Raw genomic sequence first — 14,404 nt, forward strand, 5'->3', positions numbered from 1 at the left:
TGATAGACCGGGTCCGAGCAATGGCCGTCGACCGGCGGCCCGTCTCGAACGACATGTCCGAACGGACCGGAGGAACCGTGCCCCGCACCCTGGCCAACGCCCCGATCATGATCCTCAACGGCCCCAACCTGAACCTCCTGGGCCAGCGCCAGCCGGAGATCTACGGCTCCGACACGCTCGCCGACGTCGAGGCCCTGTGCGTCGAGGCGGCGGCCGGGCACGGCGGCACGGTGGACTTCCGGCAGTCCAACCACGAGGGCGAACTGGTCGACTGGATCCACGAGGCACGGCTGAACCACTGCGGCATCGTGATCAACCCGGCCGCCTACTCGCACACCTCGGTCGCGATCCTGGATGCCCTCAACACCTGTGACGGAATGCCTGTGGTGGAGGTCCACATCTCCAACATCCACCAGCGCGAGGCCTTCCGGCACCACTCGTACGTCTCGCTGCGGGCCGACGGGGTCATCGCGGGGTGTGGTGTGCAGGGGTACGCGTTCGGCGTCGAGCGGGTCGCCGCGCTCGCGGGTGCGGGGAAGGCCGACGCGTAGCAGGTAGGCGTCGCCCTCCTGGCGAACGCCCCTTACCGGCCGCCCGTCCGAACGCCCTTTGCGGACCACCCGCTGCGGAAGGACGGGCCGGCCGCCACGGAGGGCGGCCGGCCCAAGGGCCCGCTACAGGCGGCCCGCCTCCACGATCCGTCGCAGGAAGCGCCGCGTGCGCTCCTGCTGCGGGTCACCGAAGATCTGCTGGGCGGTGCCGCGCTCCAGGACGACGCCGCCGTCCAGGAAGCACACCTGGTCGGCGACGTCCCGGGCGAAGCCCATCTCGTGCGTGGCGAGCACCATGGTCATGCCCTCGTCCTTCAAGTCCCGCACCACCGCCAGGACTTCACCGACCAGCTCGGGGTCGAGCGCGGCGGTGATCTCGTCGAAGAGCAGCAGCCGGGGACGTACGGCCAGGGCGCGCACGATCGCCACCCGCTGCTGCTGGCCGCCGCTCAGCCGGTCCGGGTAGGCGCTCGCCTTGTCCCCGAGCCCGAGCCGCTCCAGCAGTTCACGCGCGTGTGCCTCGGCCTCCGCGCGGGACACGCCGTGCACCCGGCGTGGGGCGAGGGTGATGTTCTCCAGGACGGTCATGTGCGGGAACAGGTTGTACGCCTGGAACACCACGCCGATACGGCGCCGTACCGCGTCCTGGTCGACGCGCGGGTCGGTGATCTCCTCGCCGTCCAGCCAGATCGCGCCGTCGTCGATGTCCTCCAGGAGGTTCGCGCACCGCAGCAGTGTCGACTTGCCGGAACCGGAGGCGCCGATCAGCGCGGTCACGGTGTGCCGGGGGACCTCCAGGTCGACGTCCCGCAGGACGACCGACGTACCGAAGGTCTTGCGCACGGACTCCATGCGCAGCACTGGCGTGGTCTCGGCGGTGCTCATGTCGTGCCTCCCTGGGCGCGCTGCTTGTCCATCCGCGCGGTCACCCAGTCCGTGAAGCGGGTCATCGGGATGGTCAGCGCCACGAAGACGAGCCCCGCGACGATGTACGGCGTGTAGTTCAGGGCGCGCTGCGCGATGATGTCGGACGCCCGCACGGCGTCGATCGCACCGCCGATCGAGACGAGCCCGGTGTCCTTCTGGAGGGACACCAGATCGTTCAACAAGGGCGGCACCTGCCGGCGTACGGCCTGGGGGAGTACCACGTGCCGCAGCGCCTGCCGGTTGGTCAGGCCCAGCGAGCGGGCGGCGGCGCGCTGCGAGGGGTGCACGGACTCGATGCCGGCGCGGAACACCTCGGCGACGTACGCGGAGTACGTGAGCGTCAGGGCGGCGCCGCCGAGCAGGACGGGGTCGACGGTCACGCCCTGGAGACGCAGGGCGGGCACTCCGAAGACGACGATCATCAGGTTGATGATCAGCGGCAGCCCGCGGAAGAAGTCCGTGTACGCGGCGGCCAGCACCCGCAGCGGGAAGAACACCGGTCCGCGCAGCGTGCGCGCGATGGCGATCAGCATGCCCAGGACGAGCACCAGCACGCCGCAGATCAGCAGCAGCCGGACGTTCAGCCAGAGCCCTTCGAGGACCTTGGGCAGCGCCTCGCGCGCGTAGTGCCCGTCGAAGAAGGTCTCCTTGGTGCGCTCCCAGCCCGGTGCGCTGACCACGACGAGGTACAGGACGACGGCCGTGACCAGGGTCGACACCGCGGCGATCGCGGTCGCGCGACGGGCACGCGCGCGTTTGTGCCGCTCGCGGTCCACGCGCCGCTGGGAGGGGACGTACGTGTCGCCCCCGCCGGGCATGTCGCCCTTGTCGTCCGCGGCCTCCTGGCCGGAGTCGTCCTTCACCACGGTCACTTGAGGACCGGGGCGTCGACGGCGTCGGAGAGCCACTGCTTCTCCAGCGCGGCCAGGGTGCCGTCCTTGCGGAGCGCGTCCACGGCCGACGACACGCACGACGTGAGGTCGCTGCCCTTGTCGAGGACCAGCCCGAACTGCTCGGGCGTGCCGCCCTGGTTCTCGAACTGGCCGACGATCCTGGCGTTGGTCACCTCGGCCGAGGTGACGTAGAACGCGGTCGGCAGGTCGGTGACGATCGCGTCGACCTGGCCGTTCTTGAGCGAGGAGATCGCCTGGTCGTTCTTGGAGTACGCGGCGGCCTGCTGCTTCGGCTTCACCACGTCGCTGATGTAGTTCAGGCTCGTGGTGCCGACCTGGGCGCCCAGCTTGAGGCCCTTCAGGTCCGCGATGCTCGTCGCCTTGGCGGCCTTGCTGCCCTTGAGCGCGATGACGGCCTGGCGCACGTCGTAGTAGCCGGACGAGAAGTCGACGGCCTTCTTGCGCTCGGTGCTGATCGACACCTGGTTGATGTCGAAGTCGAAGGTCTTCACACCGGGCGCGAAGGCCTTGTTGAAGGGGACGCTCTGCCAGACGACGGCACTCTTGTCGTAGCCGAGCTGCTTCGCCACGGCGTAGGCGACCGCCGACTCGAAACCCTTGCCGTTGGCGGGCTTGTCGTCCTCGAACCACGGCTCGTACGCGGGCTCGTCCGTGGCGATCGTCAGCTTGCCGGAGGTCTGGGTGGCCAACTTGCCCTTGGCGCAGGTGGTTCCGGCCGAACCCGAGGCCTGGTCGGAGGCCTTCTCCTCCGGCTGCGGGGCACAGCCGACGGCGGTGGCGAGCAGGGCTATGGTCGCGGCGGATATCGCGCGGCGCAGTACGCGAGGGGCAAGGTGCATGGCGGGAGAGTGACAGTCGGACGTCCTGATTGTCCAGGTCACAGCCACGATTGTCCGCATAGTGGGAACACGTGTTGCGCTCTTGTGAACTGTGCCCGTGCGGTGCGGATCCGACGGCGTCCGCCGGGGCGGGAGCCGGGGCCGCCAGCCAGGGCGGGGATCGATGGACCGGCGGCCCATCCGCGCAGGAGCCGTCATCCTGAGCGGGGCTGATTCCAGTTGACCGCGCAACCAGGTACGCGGGGAGCGCACGCGGGACACCCGCGCGTGCGAAGGATTCACACGGGGTGCGTGCGCGGAGGGAGTGCGGGGCGCGCGGAACGGTTCACGCACGCAGGGAGCGCGCCCAGCGGGCGGCACGGCGGGCATCCCGCCATCGCGGGCCCAGCGCCGGAATCCCGACGACCCACGCGCGCGTGGTCGGGACGTCCGGCGACTCGCGCGCGTGGGGGGTGTCCAACATCCTCACGCGTGCCGGACGTTCACCCACCACCCACGCGCGCGTGCCCCGCTCTCACCACCCGCGCGCGTGCCACTCCGGCAGGTGCGGGCGCTCGGCGCCCAGGGTCGTGTCGTTGCCGTGGCCCGGGTAGACCCAGGTCTCGTCCGGGAGCGTGTCGAAGATCTTCGTCTCGACGTCGTGGATCAGACTCGCGAACGCCTCGGGGTCCTTGCGGGTGTTGCCCACGCCACCCGGGAACAGGCAGTCCCCGGTGAACACATGAGGGTGCCCGTGCGGGTCGTCGTAGACGAGTGCGATCGAACCCGGTGTGTGGCCCACGAGGTGACGCGCGGTCAGCTCGACCTGGCCCACCCGGATCGTGTCGCCGTCGTCGACCAGGACGTCGGTCGGCACGGGGATGCCGTCGGCGTCCTCGCGGCCCGCGTGGGTACGCGCGCGCGTGGCCGCCACGACCGCGGCGAGTGCCTGCCAGTGGTCGCCGTGCTGGTGGGTGGTGACGACGGACGCGATGCCGTCCTCGCCGATCGTGCCGAGCAGGGTCTCCGCGTCGTTGGCCGCGTCGATCAGCAACTGCTCGTCGGTGGCCCGGCAGCGCAGCAGATAGGCGTTGTTGTTCATGGGCCCGACCGCGATCTTCGTGATCATCAGGTCCGTGAGCTCGTGCACGTCCGCCGGTCCACCGACCGTGACCTCGCCGCTGTACGTCATGGCCGTCACCCTATAGCGGGGGCAGGGCCGGCAAGGAGCCGCCGTCGACCGTCAGGCCGGAGCCGTCGCGGCGGCCGCAGAGCCAGCCGAGGAGGTCGGCGAGCGGGCCGGTGACCGTGACGTCCGGCTTGTCGGACGCGCGGCCCGTGGTCCACGCGTGCGTGCCGTCGGTGAGGTGGGTCGGGGGGACGTCGGGGTGTCCGTCGAAGCGCTCGACCAGGAAGTCGATCTCCCGCCGGACGAAGTCCTCCGGGAGGTCCTCCAGCTCGTAGCCGGTCCCCAGGTCGACGTGGTGCAGCTCGACCTCGATCCAGCGCCGGAACGGGATCCGGGACGCGGAGTCGACGACCCCGTTGCGCAGTTCCACGGTGCGTGACCAGTCCGCCGGGACGGCACCCGCCTCCTGGAACCTGGCCGCGCTCTCCCGCAGGTCGGCGAGCTGGACATCGAGGGGCCGCGGGGCGTCGCGGTCGATGTCGGCGTCGCGGACGGCCGCCGTCGCGTACATGGGGCGCCCCTCCAGGACGTTCACCAGAGCGTCCGCGTTCCGGGAGAGGTGGGCGAGGACGTGGCCGCGGCTCCAGCCGGGAAGCCGTGACGGCTCGGCCGCAGAAACGTTGTCCAGTCCGGCGGCAGCGCTGAGCACTCGTTCGGTCGCGTCACGTACAGAGGCCAGGTCATGCGCGTGATCAATCATGCTGCTGACCCTAGTCCCGGCACACCTTTGGGTGAAGGTGGTGAAGCAGTGCCGTAAATCGAATGCACGTGCTATATCGTCGGGTCCGGCGTCGGGCATGCTGGAAGGCCGGAGGTTGTTATGCCTCGGCCGGGATTCCGACCGGCGTTGTCAGTGGCTCCCCCTAGTCTGGGAACGACGGGGGCCTCGCCCCTGTCACTTCTCTCAAGAAAGGTGCGGACCGGCGTGGCCGACCGTCTCATCGTCCGTGGCGCGCGCGAGCACAATCTGAAGAATGTCTCGCTCGACCTGCCACGCGACTCGCTCATCGTCTTCACGGGCCTGTCCGGGTCGGGCAAGTCCTCCCTGGCCTTCGACACGATCTTCGCCGAGGGCCAGCGGCGCTACGTGGAGTCGCTCTCCTCGTACGCCCGCCAGTTCCTCGGCCAGATGGACAAGCCGGACGTCGACTTCATCGAAGGTCTCTCCCCGGCCGTCTCCATCGACCAGAAGTCGACCTCGCGCAACCCGCGCTCGACGGTCGGCACCATCACCGAGGTCTACGACTACCTGCGACTGCTCTTCGCGCGCATCGGCAAGCCGCACTGCCCCGAGTGCGGCCGGCCCATCTCGCGCCAGTCGCCGCAGGCCGTCGTCGACAAGGTCCTGGCGCTGCCCGAGGGAAGCCGCTTCCAGGTCCTGTCGCCGCTGGTGCGCGAGCGCAAGGGCGAGTTCGTCGACCTGTTCGCGGACCTCCAGACCAAGGGCTACAGCCGCGCGCGCGTGGACGGCGAGACCATCCAGCTCTCCGAGCCGCCCACCCTGAAGAAGCAGGAGAAGCACACCATCGAGGTGGTCATCGACCGCCTCACGGTGAAGGACTCCGCCAAGCGCCGCCTCACGGACTCGGTGGAGACCGCCCTCGGCCTGTCCGGCGGCATGGTCGTGCTCGACTTCGTCGACCTCCCCGAGGACGACCCCGAGCGCGAGCGCATGTACTCGGAGCACCTGTACTGCCCGTACGACGACCTGTCCTTCGAAGAGCTGGAGCCCCGCTCCTTCTCCTTCAACTCGCCGTTCGGCGCCTGCCCCGAGTGCTCCGGCATCGGCACGCGCATGGAGGTCGACGCCGAGCTGATCGTCCCGGACGAGGACAAGTCCCTGGACGAGGGCGCCATCCACCCCTGGTCGCACGGTCACACCAAGGACTACTTCGGCCGACTCATCGGCGCCCTCGCGGACGCCCTGGGCTTCCGCACCGACATCCCCTTCGCGGGCCTCCCGCAGCGCGCCAAGAAGGCCCTGCTGTACGGCCACAAGACACAGATCGAGGTCCGGTACCGGAACAGGTACGGCCGCGAGCGGGTCTACACGACGCCCTTCGAAGGCGCCGTCCCCTTCGTGAAGCGGCGGCACGGCGAGGCGGAGAGCGACGCCAGCAGGGAGCGCTTCGAGGGCTACATGCGCGAGGTGCCCTGCCCCACCTGCCACGGCACGCGCCTGAAGCCCGTCGTCCTCGCGGTCACGATCATGGACAAGTCGATCGCCGAGATCTCCGGGATGTCGATCAGCGACTGCGCGGAGTTCCTGGGCGCCATGAAGCTCGACGCCCGCGACAAGAAGATCGCCGAGCGGGTCCTCAAGGAGTGCAACGAGAGGCTCCGCTTCCTGGTCGACGTAGGCCTCGACTACCTCTCGCTGAACCGCGCGGCCGGCACGCTCTCCGGCGGCGAGGCCCAGCGCATCCGCCTGGCCACCCAGATCGGCTCCGGCCTCGTGGGCGTCCTGTACGTCCTGGACGAGCCGTCCATCGGCCTGCACCAGCGCGACAACCACCGGCTGATCGAGACCCTGGTCCGGCTCCGCGACATGGGCAACACGCTCATCGTCGTCGAGCACGACGAGGACACCATCAAGGTCGCCGACTGGATCGTCGACATCGGCCCCGGCGCGGGCGAGCACGGCGGCAAGGTCGTGCACAGCGGCTCCCTGAAGGAGCTGCTCGCCAACGACGAGTCGATGACCGGGCAGTACCTGTCCGGCAGGAAGGCCATCCCGCTGCCCGACATCCGGCGCCCGCGCGACCTCTCGCGTCAGCTCACGGTGCACGGCGCCCGGGAGAACAACCTCCAGGACATCGACGTCTCGTTCCCCCTGGGTGTGTTCACCGCGGTCACCGGCGTCTCCGGCTCCGGCAAGTCGACCCTGGTCAACGACATCCTGTACACCCACCTCGCCCGCGAGCTGAACGGTGCGAGGAACGTACCGGGACGGCACACGCGCGTGGACGGCGACGACCTCGTCGACAAGGTGGTGCACGTCGACCAGTCGCCCATCGGCCGCACCCCCCGGTCGAACCCGGCGACGTACACCGGAGTCTTCGACCACGTCCGCAAGCTGTTCGCCGAGACCACCGAGGCGAAGGTGCGGGGCTATCTGCCCGGCCGCTTCTCCTTCAACGTCAAGGGCGGCCGCTGCGAGAACTGCGCGGGCGACGGCACCATCAAGATCGAGATGAACTTCCTGCCGGACGTGTACGTCCCGTGCGAGGTGTGCCACGGCGCCCGCTACAACCGGGAGACGCTGGACGTCCACTACAAGGGCAAGTCCATCGCCGACGTCCTGAACATGCCGATCGAGGAGGCCACGGAGTTCTTCGAGGCGGTCCCCGGGATCGCCCGCCACCTCAACACCCTCAAGGACGTCGGCCTCGGCTACGTCCGGCTCGGCCAGTCCGCGACCACCCTGTCCGGCGGTGAGGCCCAGCGCGTCAAGCTCGCCAGCGAGCTGCAGCGCCGCTCCACCGGCCGTACGGTCTACGTCCTGGACGAGCCGACCACCGGCCTGCACTTCGAGGACATCAGCAAGCTCCTCACGGTGCTCGGCGGCCTGGTCGACAAGGGCAACACGGTCATCGTCATCGAGCACAACCTCGACGTGATCAAGGTCGCCGACTGGGTCGTCGACATGGGTCCCGAGGGCGGCGCGGGCGGCGGGTTCGTCGTCGCCGAGGGCACACCCGAGGAGGTGGCCGCGGTCTCGACCAGCCACACCGGCAAGTTCCTCCGCGAGATCCTCGACGCCGACCGGATCAGCGACGGCGCCCCGGTGAAGGCCCCGCGCAAGACGGCGGCCAAGAAGACCGCGACGGTCGCGGCGAAGAAGGCGGCACCCGCCAAGAAGGCCGCAGCGGCGAAGAAGGCAGCGCCCGCGAAGAAGACGACACGGGCCCGCAAGGCCTGACCGGCCCGGAGCAGCAACAAGACCCGACCGGAGAACGGCGGGAGCACGAACGCGGCGCCCCACGGGACCATCCCCGTGGGGCGCCGCACATGGCGGAGCCTGCGGCCCGCCATCGCCCAACAGCCGCTACAGACCGCCCAGTTCGGAGGCGTACGGCGGTTCCGCACCCGCCCGTGAGCAGGTGACCGCCGCCGCCCGGGCCGCGAACGCCAGCAGCCGGGTCCAGCCGTCCCGGCCCAGCCCGGCCAGCCCCGCCGGAGACAGGGCGTCCCGGGTCGACAGGCCGTGCAGCAGCGCTGCGTTGACGGTGTCACCGGCACCGATCGTGTCCACGACCTCGACCTTCTCGCCCGGCACCGGATGCACCGCGCCGTCCTGCGTGAACGTGGTGAGACCGTCGCCGCCCTGGGTGATCACGACGGCCGAGGGGCCCGCGTCCAGCCACTCGCGCGGGGTGCCGCCCAGCCACAGCGCGTCCTCCTCGGACAGCTTGAGGAGGTTCACGTACGGCAGCCAGCTCTTGAACCGCGCCCGGTAGGCGTCCGCGTCGGGGATCAGACCCGCCCGGATGTTCGGGTCGAGCAGGGTGAACACGCCCTGTTCGGACGCGATCCGCAGCAACTCCTCGTAGGCGGTCGCGCCCGGTTCCAGGACGAGTGAGCAGGTGCCGAAGGACACGGCCGAGGTCTCGGCGGGCAGCGCCGCGGGCACCGCGAAGAGGCGGTCGGCGGTGCCGTCGACGTAGAACGAGTACGTGGCCGAGCCGTGCGCGTCGAGCGTGGCGACGGCGAGGGTCGTCGGCTCCGTGCCGCGCTGCACGTCCAGGACGTCCACGTCGGCCTGCCGCAGCCCGGCGAGAAGGGCCTCGCCGAACGCGTCGCGGGAGACCCGCGAGCAGAAGGCGGTGGGGGAGCCGAGGCGGCCCAGGGCGACGGCGGTGTTGTACGGGCCGCCGCCGAGCGCCGGCTTCAGGGCGGCGAGGGCTCCTGTGCCCTGCGGCACCAGGTCGATCAGGGCCTCACCGGCTACGACGATCACGGGGCGGTTCCTTTCGCGGGCTGGTCGGACGGGGTGGGGGCGGAGTGCGGGGCCGGGCCGGCCGGAGGGGTCGGACCGGCCGGACCGGGTGGACGGGGCGGGTCGGACCGGTCGGACGGCGGTCGGTCCGGGCAGCCGCAGGACGAGCGGTGGACGAAGGCGGACGGCAGGCGTACGACACGGGCGGCCCGGTCCGGCGAGGCGAGCCGGTCCAGCAGGAGCCGTACGGCCTCGGCTCCGATCTCCTTGCTGGGCTGGGCGATGGCGGTGAGCCGGGGCTCGAACAGATCGGCCCAGGCGAAGTCGTCGAAACAGCACAGCGCGAGGTCGCCGGGGACCGACAGACCACGCTCGCGCAGGGCGCGCAGCGCGCCGATGGTCATCGCGTTGTTGGCGGTGATCAGGGCCGTGGGCGGGGCCGCGAGGGACAGCAGCGTCCCGGTGGCCCGCTCGGCGGCGGCCGACTCGGAGTCGCCGTGCGCCAACAGCCTTTCCTCGTACGGGAGTCCGGCGGAGGCCAGGCCGTGCCGGTAGCCGGCGATCCGCTCGCCGGTCGTGCTGAGCCCGGCCAGACCCGCGACGAGGCCGATGCGGCGGTGGCCGAGTTCCGCGAGATGCGTGACGAGGCGTGCCGTCGGCTCGATGTTCTCGGCGCTCACCTGGTCGAAGGGGGCCGCGTCGCCCGGGGGCGTCTCGACCAGCCGGTCGAGGAACACCGTCGGTACGGAGTGCCGGCCGAGGTAGGCGAGCAGCGCGTCCGGGGCCGCCGACGGAGCGACGATCATGCCGTCCACCCGCCGCTCGTGCAGGAGTTGGACGACCGTGCGCTCGTGCTCGGGGTCGTCGTGCGGGTCGGCGATGAGCAGGCTGTAGCCGTGTTCCAGGGCGCCGGCCTCGACCCCCTGGAGGATCTCCGTGAAGTAGGGGTTGCTGATCGCCGACACCGCCAGGCCGATCGAGCGGGTGCGGGACGTCACCAGGGAGCGGGCGAGGGTGTTGGGCGTGTAGCCCAGTTCCTCGATCGCCGTCAGCACGGCCTCCCGGGTGCCCGGCAGCACCGGACGGGTGTCGTTCAGGACGTGCGAGACGGTCGCGACGGACACGCCGGCGCTCCGCGCGACATCGGCCATGGTGGCCATCGCGGGTCCCCTCCCTGAGTCGATGCGGGCCTTCTGGCCGGGAACGTATCCCATTCCGCGCCGCACGTAAACGCTTGCGCAAACGTTTACGTACCGTGAAGGCCAGTTCAGTCGAACCCGGCTCAAAGCGGGCGGAACACCACGGGTATCGTCGCCGTGCACCGACGCCCGCACGGACCTGGACCGAGCGACTCGGACCGTTCGCACGGCCTGCGCGCCGCCCGAAACGACAGCTGGAGACCCCCATGCCCGCCCTCCCAATCCCGAGCCGTCGTATCGTCCTGCGCGGAGCGGCCCTCGCGCCCGTCGCCGGGCTCGGTCTCGCCGCGTGCTCGGGCGGTGACTCGGGGGCCGCGGCTACCCCGACCGCACCCGTGGAGCTGGGTGCGGAGGGCGAGGTCCCCAAGGGGAGCGCGAAGCTGTACCGCGATCAGAACGTGGTGGTCAGCCGGGCCGCGAACGGCACCCTCACGGCGTACAGCACGATCTGCACGCACGCGCAGTGCCCCATCAACAAGCTGGACGGCACGACTCTCATCTGCCCGTGCCACGGCAGCCAGTTCGACGCGATGACCGGCAAGGTGGTGCAGTCCCCGGCGACCGAGCCGCTCCAGGAGCTGAAGGTGACGGCCGCGAACGGGAAGATCGTCGCGGGCCCGGCCGCCTGATCACCGGGGCGCGTGGAGGCCCCGTCCGCTCACTCCCAGTCCCAGCCGATCCCCACGATCCCGGACCGCATGCGCGGCTCGACGAGGTGCACCGAGTGGTGTCCTCCGGCCAGGCGCAGCTCCTGGCGGCCACTGCGCGGGGCCGCCGCCGAGTGCTGGGTGAAGCGGTGGCAGCGCACCGGGAGCGCGTTCTCCTCGAAGCGCACCTGGAGGGCGTACTGGCCGCCCGCGACACCGAAGTCACGGACGTACTCGCGGGAGGGGCCGGCGGTGCCGTCCTCGACGCCGTACCGGAAGAGGAACGTATCTCCGGAGCGGAGCCGGGTGCCGAAGAGGAGTTCGGCGACCAGCATGCCGGTCTCGTGGTGGCGGCGGACGCGGCCGGTGCGGCAGTTCTCCAGGGCGTGCACGGTCATGTGGTCGGGGGCGCAGCCGGGATCCCCGTAGTGGACGGCCATGTAGCGGTCGATGCCGTCCCGGTGGGCCCGGACGATGTGGTGGGACTCGCGGCCGGCCAACTCGCGGTGGGGTCCGACGCGCACGCGCTCGTGCAGCCCGAGGGAGTGCAGACCGGTGTCGAGCGAGGACTCCAGGTCGGCCAGCAGCTGTTCCAGGACTCCGGAGGCCTCGACGAAGGAGCGGTACGAGCGGGCGGCGGGGCGCTGTGCGACGGAGCGCTCCTCGGCCTCGGCGAGCAGCCGGATCAGGGACTCCTCGGGGAGCTGGAGGATCTCCTCCAGTGCCCGTACGGCCCGCAGCGACTCCGGGCGCTGCGGGCGGCGGGCGCCCTGCTGCCAGTAACTCAGGCTGGTGACGCCGACCTTGACCCCGTAGCGCGTCAGATGGTGCTGGACGCGCTGCAGGGGCAGTCCCCGGGCGGCGATGGCGGCGCGCAGCGCGACGTGGAAGGGGCCGCCGCGCAGGGCCGAGTCCAGTTCCGCGGTGGCGACGTCCGCCTGCTGTGTGGCGTGCGGCATGCAGGGGCCCTTTCTGTGAATGTTCACAACGGCTGGTCAGGCCGTTCACGCGAGTCCGCCTCGGGGTCCCCGTCGGCAGGGGGAAGGGTCTTCACATCCGTACGCCGTCATTCACGCCCCGAGTTCCCCCGCATTGAAGCGTGTTGACCAAGTCCCGACAACACCTGTCGCCCATCAGGCATATGTGATCTGGCCCGGTCGCAGTCGTTCCCCTCAGGTCCGCGCGGTCGGTCCGGTGTCGCCCAGCACCTCTCTGATCGCCCGTGCGGACAGGACCGACTTGTGAAGAAAACCGTGTGCGGGGCTGGCGGCGATCAGTTCCTGGAAGTCCTCCCGGGAGTGGGTCGAGATGAGGATCACGGCCGGAACACTGCCCACCAGCCGCCGCGCGACGTCGAAGCCGTTCTCCAGGTCCAGGTCGAGATCGACCAGGACGACGTCGGGGGCCGTCTCCCGGGCCCGGGAGAGGGCGTCCGCGCCCGTCGAGGCGATACCGACGACTTCCACACCGCCGCGTTCCAGCAGGGCGCGAGCCGCCTCCAGGAACCGGGCGCTGTCATCGACGAGGAGACAGCGCAGCGACATGTCCTCAGCTTGCCAACCGATGGTCGCTCGCGCCTTCCAGCTAGCCGGAAAGTGCTGAAGTCCCGCGCTGTGAAAGCGGGTTCAGGTGTACGCACGGCGATGGAGGCACAGCGGGCGGTAGCATGACGGCGCCCCGGGGAGGCCATCACGCCCGGTCGAGTGGGGGGTGTGCCATGAGCGGAACGAGCGCTACGCGCGCGTGGCCTCGCGTCCGCGATCTCCGTCGGCTGCGCAGGACCCTGGTCCCGGGGACGGTGTGCGCGGCCCTGCTGCTGGCCGGGTGCGACGGCACCGGGAGCGATGCCGAGGGAGCGAGCGCGCCCCCGAAGGACACCACCTGCGACGGGAGGATCGACGGCGTCGCGCACATCACGGTGTGGTACCACGCGGGTCCGAGCGGCGAGTTCACCACCCTGCGGAGCCAGGTGAAGGAGTTCAACGCACGGCAGAAACAGGTGCGGGTCGAGCTGGTCACCCTCCCGGAGGACCGCGCCTACACCGCCCTGGTGCTGTCGGCGGCGGCCAGCGGGGACCTTCCCGACCTCCTCGACTTCGACGGCCCGAACCTCTACAGCTACGCCTGGTCGGGCAAGCTCCGGCCGATCGACTCCTGCGTGCCCGCGAGCGTCCGCGCCGACCTCTTGCCGTCGATCCGTCAACAGGGCACCTATGCGGGCAGGTTGTGGGGTGTCGGCACCTTCGACTCGGGCATGGGCCTGTACGTCCGCACGTCCGTGATGAGGAAGGCCGGGATCCGCCTCCCGAGCGGCCCCAAGGACGCCTGGACGGCCACAGAGATGACCGGCATCCTGCGGAGACTCCGCGAGCTGGGCTACAAGGCACCGCTCGACCTGCGGCTCGTCTACTCGCAGCCGGGCCAGGAGTGGAACACGTACGGCTTCGCGCCCGCCGTGTGGTCGGCCGGCGGCGACCTCGTCGAGCCCCGGACCTTCCGCACCGCCGAGGGCTATGTGAACGGTCCGGGTTCGGTCGAGGCGCTCACCGACATGCAGGACTGGGCCAAGGCCGGGCTCATCGACATGGTCAAGGACGACAAGGCGTTCGTCAGCGGCCGCAGCGCGATCTCCTGGTGCGGGCACTGGACCTATCCGGAATTCAACAAGGCCTTCCCCGGGGACGTCACCATCGTCCCGCTGCCCGACTTCGGCCAGGGGACCGCCACCGGCATGGGCTCCTTCCAGTGGGGCGTCCCGGCGGGCAACGCGGACGGTGACGCCGTCTGGCGCTTCCTGTCCTTCCTGCTCCGGCCCGCCCAGGTGCACCGCATGACCCTGGCCAACGGCGCGATCCCCGCCACGGAGAGCGCGATCAGGCTCTCGCCGCAGTACGCGCCCGGCGGCCCCGAACACCTCTTCATCGAGCAGCTCCGCGACGGAGTGGCCCGCCCCAGGCCGCAGACGCCCGCCTACCCGGCGATCACCGACGCCTTCTCCCGGGCCTTCGCGAAGATCATCTTCAACCGGGCGCCGGTCAAGGCGACCCTCGACGAGGCCGCCAGGAAGATCGACCAGGACATCGCGGCGCACGACGGCTACCCGCCGGACACGCCGTGACCGTGGACACCGTGCGGCGGGCGAACCGTGCGTGTGTCCGATGTCGAGGGTCCGATGTTGAGGGAACCGTCCTCCCCAACGCCCTGACGGCCATGGTTGATT

13 protein-coding genes are annotated in these 14,404 nt (G+C 70.7%); 4 read left to right on the plus strand and 9 right to left on the minus strand.

What is annotated here, in order from left to right:
- Positions 1-77 precede the first annotated feature (77 nt).
- Positions 78-551, plus strand: a complete 474-nt coding sequence (aroQ, locus tag ACIPTO_RS25490) for a type II 3-dehydroquinate dehydratase (RefSeq protein WP_401195850.1) — start codon at positions 78-80, stop codon at positions 549-551.
- A gap of 123 nt (positions 552-674) precedes the next feature.
- Here aroQ and ACIPTO_RS25495 read toward each other — a convergent pair whose 3' ends face one another.
- The 5 genes from ACIPTO_RS25495 to ACIPTO_RS25515 all read right to left on the minus strand — a co-directional run bounded on the left by ACIPTO_RS25495 (position 675) and on the right by ACIPTO_RS25515 (position 5,099).
- Positions 675-1,436: an amino acid ABC transporter ATP-binding protein gene (locus tag ACIPTO_RS25495; RefSeq protein WP_366319552.1), complete on the minus strand. Its 762-nt coding sequence runs from the start codon at positions 1,434-1,436 to the stop codon at positions 675-677.
- Positions 1,433-2,350, minus strand: a complete 918-nt coding sequence (locus ACIPTO_RS25500; protein ID WP_401195853.1) for an amino acid ABC transporter permease — start codon at positions 2,348-2,350, stop codon at positions 1,433-1,435. The genes ACIPTO_RS25495 and ACIPTO_RS25500 overlap by 4 nt, the downstream gene beginning before the upstream one ends.
- Positions 2,347-3,231, minus strand: a complete 885-nt coding sequence (locus ACIPTO_RS25505; protein ID WP_401195855.1) for an ABC transporter substrate-binding protein — start codon at positions 3,229-3,231, stop codon at positions 2,347-2,349. The genes ACIPTO_RS25500 and ACIPTO_RS25505 overlap by 4 nt, the downstream gene beginning before the upstream one ends.
- A 514-nt stretch (positions 3,232-3,745) precedes the next feature.
- A complete protein-coding gene (locus tag ACIPTO_RS25510) occupies positions 3,746-4,402 on the minus strand; it encodes an MBL fold metallo-hydrolase (RefSeq protein WP_401195858.1) in 657 nt (218 codons plus the stop codon).
- A gap of 10 nt (positions 4,403-4,412) precedes the next feature.
- On the minus strand, positions 4,413-5,099 hold the full coding sequence (locus ACIPTO_RS25515) for a maleylpyruvate isomerase family mycothiol-dependent enzyme (RefSeq protein ID WP_401195861.1): 687 nt from the start codon (positions 5,097-5,099) through the stop codon (positions 4,413-4,415).
- Between the two features lie 225 nt (positions 5,100-5,324).
- Here ACIPTO_RS25515 and uvrA point away from each other — a divergent pair, with 225 nt between their 5' ends.
- Positions 5,325-8,321: an excinuclease ABC subunit UvrA gene (gene uvrA / locus ACIPTO_RS25520; RefSeq protein WP_401195863.1), complete on the plus strand. Its 2,997-nt coding sequence runs from the start codon at positions 5,325-5,327 to the stop codon at positions 8,319-8,321.
- Positions 8,322-8,447: 126 nt separating this feature from the next.
- Here the strand turns inward: uvrA and ACIPTO_RS25525 are convergent, their stop codons facing one another.
- Together ACIPTO_RS25525 and ACIPTO_RS25530 are read right to left on the minus strand one after the other, a co-directional pair.
- Positions 8,448-9,359: a carbohydrate kinase gene (locus ACIPTO_RS25525; protein ID WP_401195865.1), complete on the minus strand. Its 912-nt coding sequence runs from the start codon at positions 9,357-9,359 to the stop codon at positions 8,448-8,450.
- Positions 9,356-10,498, minus strand: a complete 1,143-nt coding sequence (locus ACIPTO_RS25530) for a LacI family DNA-binding transcriptional regulator (RefSeq protein ID WP_401195867.1) — start codon at positions 10,496-10,498, stop codon at positions 9,356-9,358. The genes ACIPTO_RS25525 and ACIPTO_RS25530 overlap by 4 nt, the downstream gene beginning before the upstream one ends.
- Positions 10,499-10,743: 245 nt before the next feature.
- Here ACIPTO_RS25530 and ACIPTO_RS25535 point away from each other — a divergent pair, with 245 nt between their 5' ends.
- Positions 10,744-11,166 carry a Rieske 2Fe-2S domain-containing protein gene (locus ACIPTO_RS25535; protein ID WP_401195870.1) on the plus strand — a complete coding sequence of 141 codons (423 nt, stop codon included), beginning with the start codon at positions 10,744-10,746 and terminating at the stop codon, positions 11,164-11,166.
- A 29-nt stretch (positions 11,167-11,195) separates the two neighbouring features.
- On the opposite strand, the gene ACIPTO_RS25540 is transcribed toward ACIPTO_RS25535, so the two are convergent.
- Both ACIPTO_RS25540 and ACIPTO_RS25545 read right to left on the minus strand, forming a co-directional pair.
- A complete protein-coding gene (locus tag ACIPTO_RS25540; protein WP_401195872.1) occupies positions 11,196-12,143 on the minus strand; it encodes a hypothetical protein in 948 nt (315 codons plus the stop codon).
- Between the two features lie 213 nt (positions 12,144-12,356).
- Complete coding sequence (locus tag ACIPTO_RS25545) at positions 12,357-12,728, minus strand: response regulator (protein ID WP_401195875.1); 372 nt, start codon at positions 12,726-12,728, stop codon at positions 12,357-12,359.
- Between the two features lie 173 nt (positions 12,729-12,901).
- On the opposite strand from ACIPTO_RS25545, the gene ACIPTO_RS25550 reads away from it, so the two are divergent.
- Complete coding sequence (locus tag ACIPTO_RS25550; RefSeq protein ID WP_401195877.1) at positions 12,902-14,302, plus strand: ABC transporter substrate-binding protein; 1,401 nt, start codon at positions 12,902-12,904, stop codon at positions 14,300-14,302.
- Positions 14,303-14,404: the final 102 nt, after the last annotated feature.

The sequence above is a fragment of the Streptomyces sp. NPDC090083 genome (genome assembly GCF_044747445.1).
Classification (GTDB): domain Bacteria; phylum Actinomycetota; class Actinomycetes; order Streptomycetales; family Streptomycetaceae; genus Streptomyces.

Coding starts and splice junctions, on each gene's coding strand:
- ACIPTO_RS25495 (WP_366319552.1), bottom strand. CDS start 1,436: ATGAGCACCGCCGAGACCACGCCAGTGCTGCGCATGGAGTCCGTGCGC.
- ACIPTO_RS25505 (WP_401195855.1), bottom strand. CDS start 3,231: ATGCACCTTGCCCCTCGCGTACTGCGCCGCGCGATATCCGCCGCGACC.
- ACIPTO_RS25510 (WP_401195858.1), bottom strand. CDS start 4,402: ATGACGTACAGCGGCGAGGTCACGGTCGGTGGACCGGCGGACGTGCAC.
- ACIPTO_RS25515 (WP_401195861.1), bottom strand. CDS start 5,099: ATGATTGATCACGCGCATGACCTGGCCTCTGTACGTGACGCGACCGAA.
- ACIPTO_RS25530 (WP_401195867.1), bottom strand. CDS start 10,498: ATGGCCACCATGGCCGATGTCGCGCGGAGCGCCGGCGTGTCCGTCGCG.
- ACIPTO_RS25535 (WP_401195870.1), top strand. CDS start 10,744: ATGCCCGCCCTCCCAATCCCGAGCCGTCGTATCGTCCTGCGCGGAGCG.
- ACIPTO_RS25540 (WP_401195872.1), bottom strand. CDS start 12,143: ATGCCGCACGCCACACAGCAGGCGGACGTCGCCACCGCGGAACTGGAC.
- ACIPTO_RS25545 (WP_401195875.1), bottom strand. CDS start 12,728: ATGTCGCTGCGCTGTCTCCTCGTCGATGACAGCGCCCGGTTCCTGGAG.
- ACIPTO_RS25550 (WP_401195877.1), top strand. CDS start 12,902: ATGAGCGGAACGAGCGCTACGCGCGCGTGGCCTCGCGTCCGCGATCTC.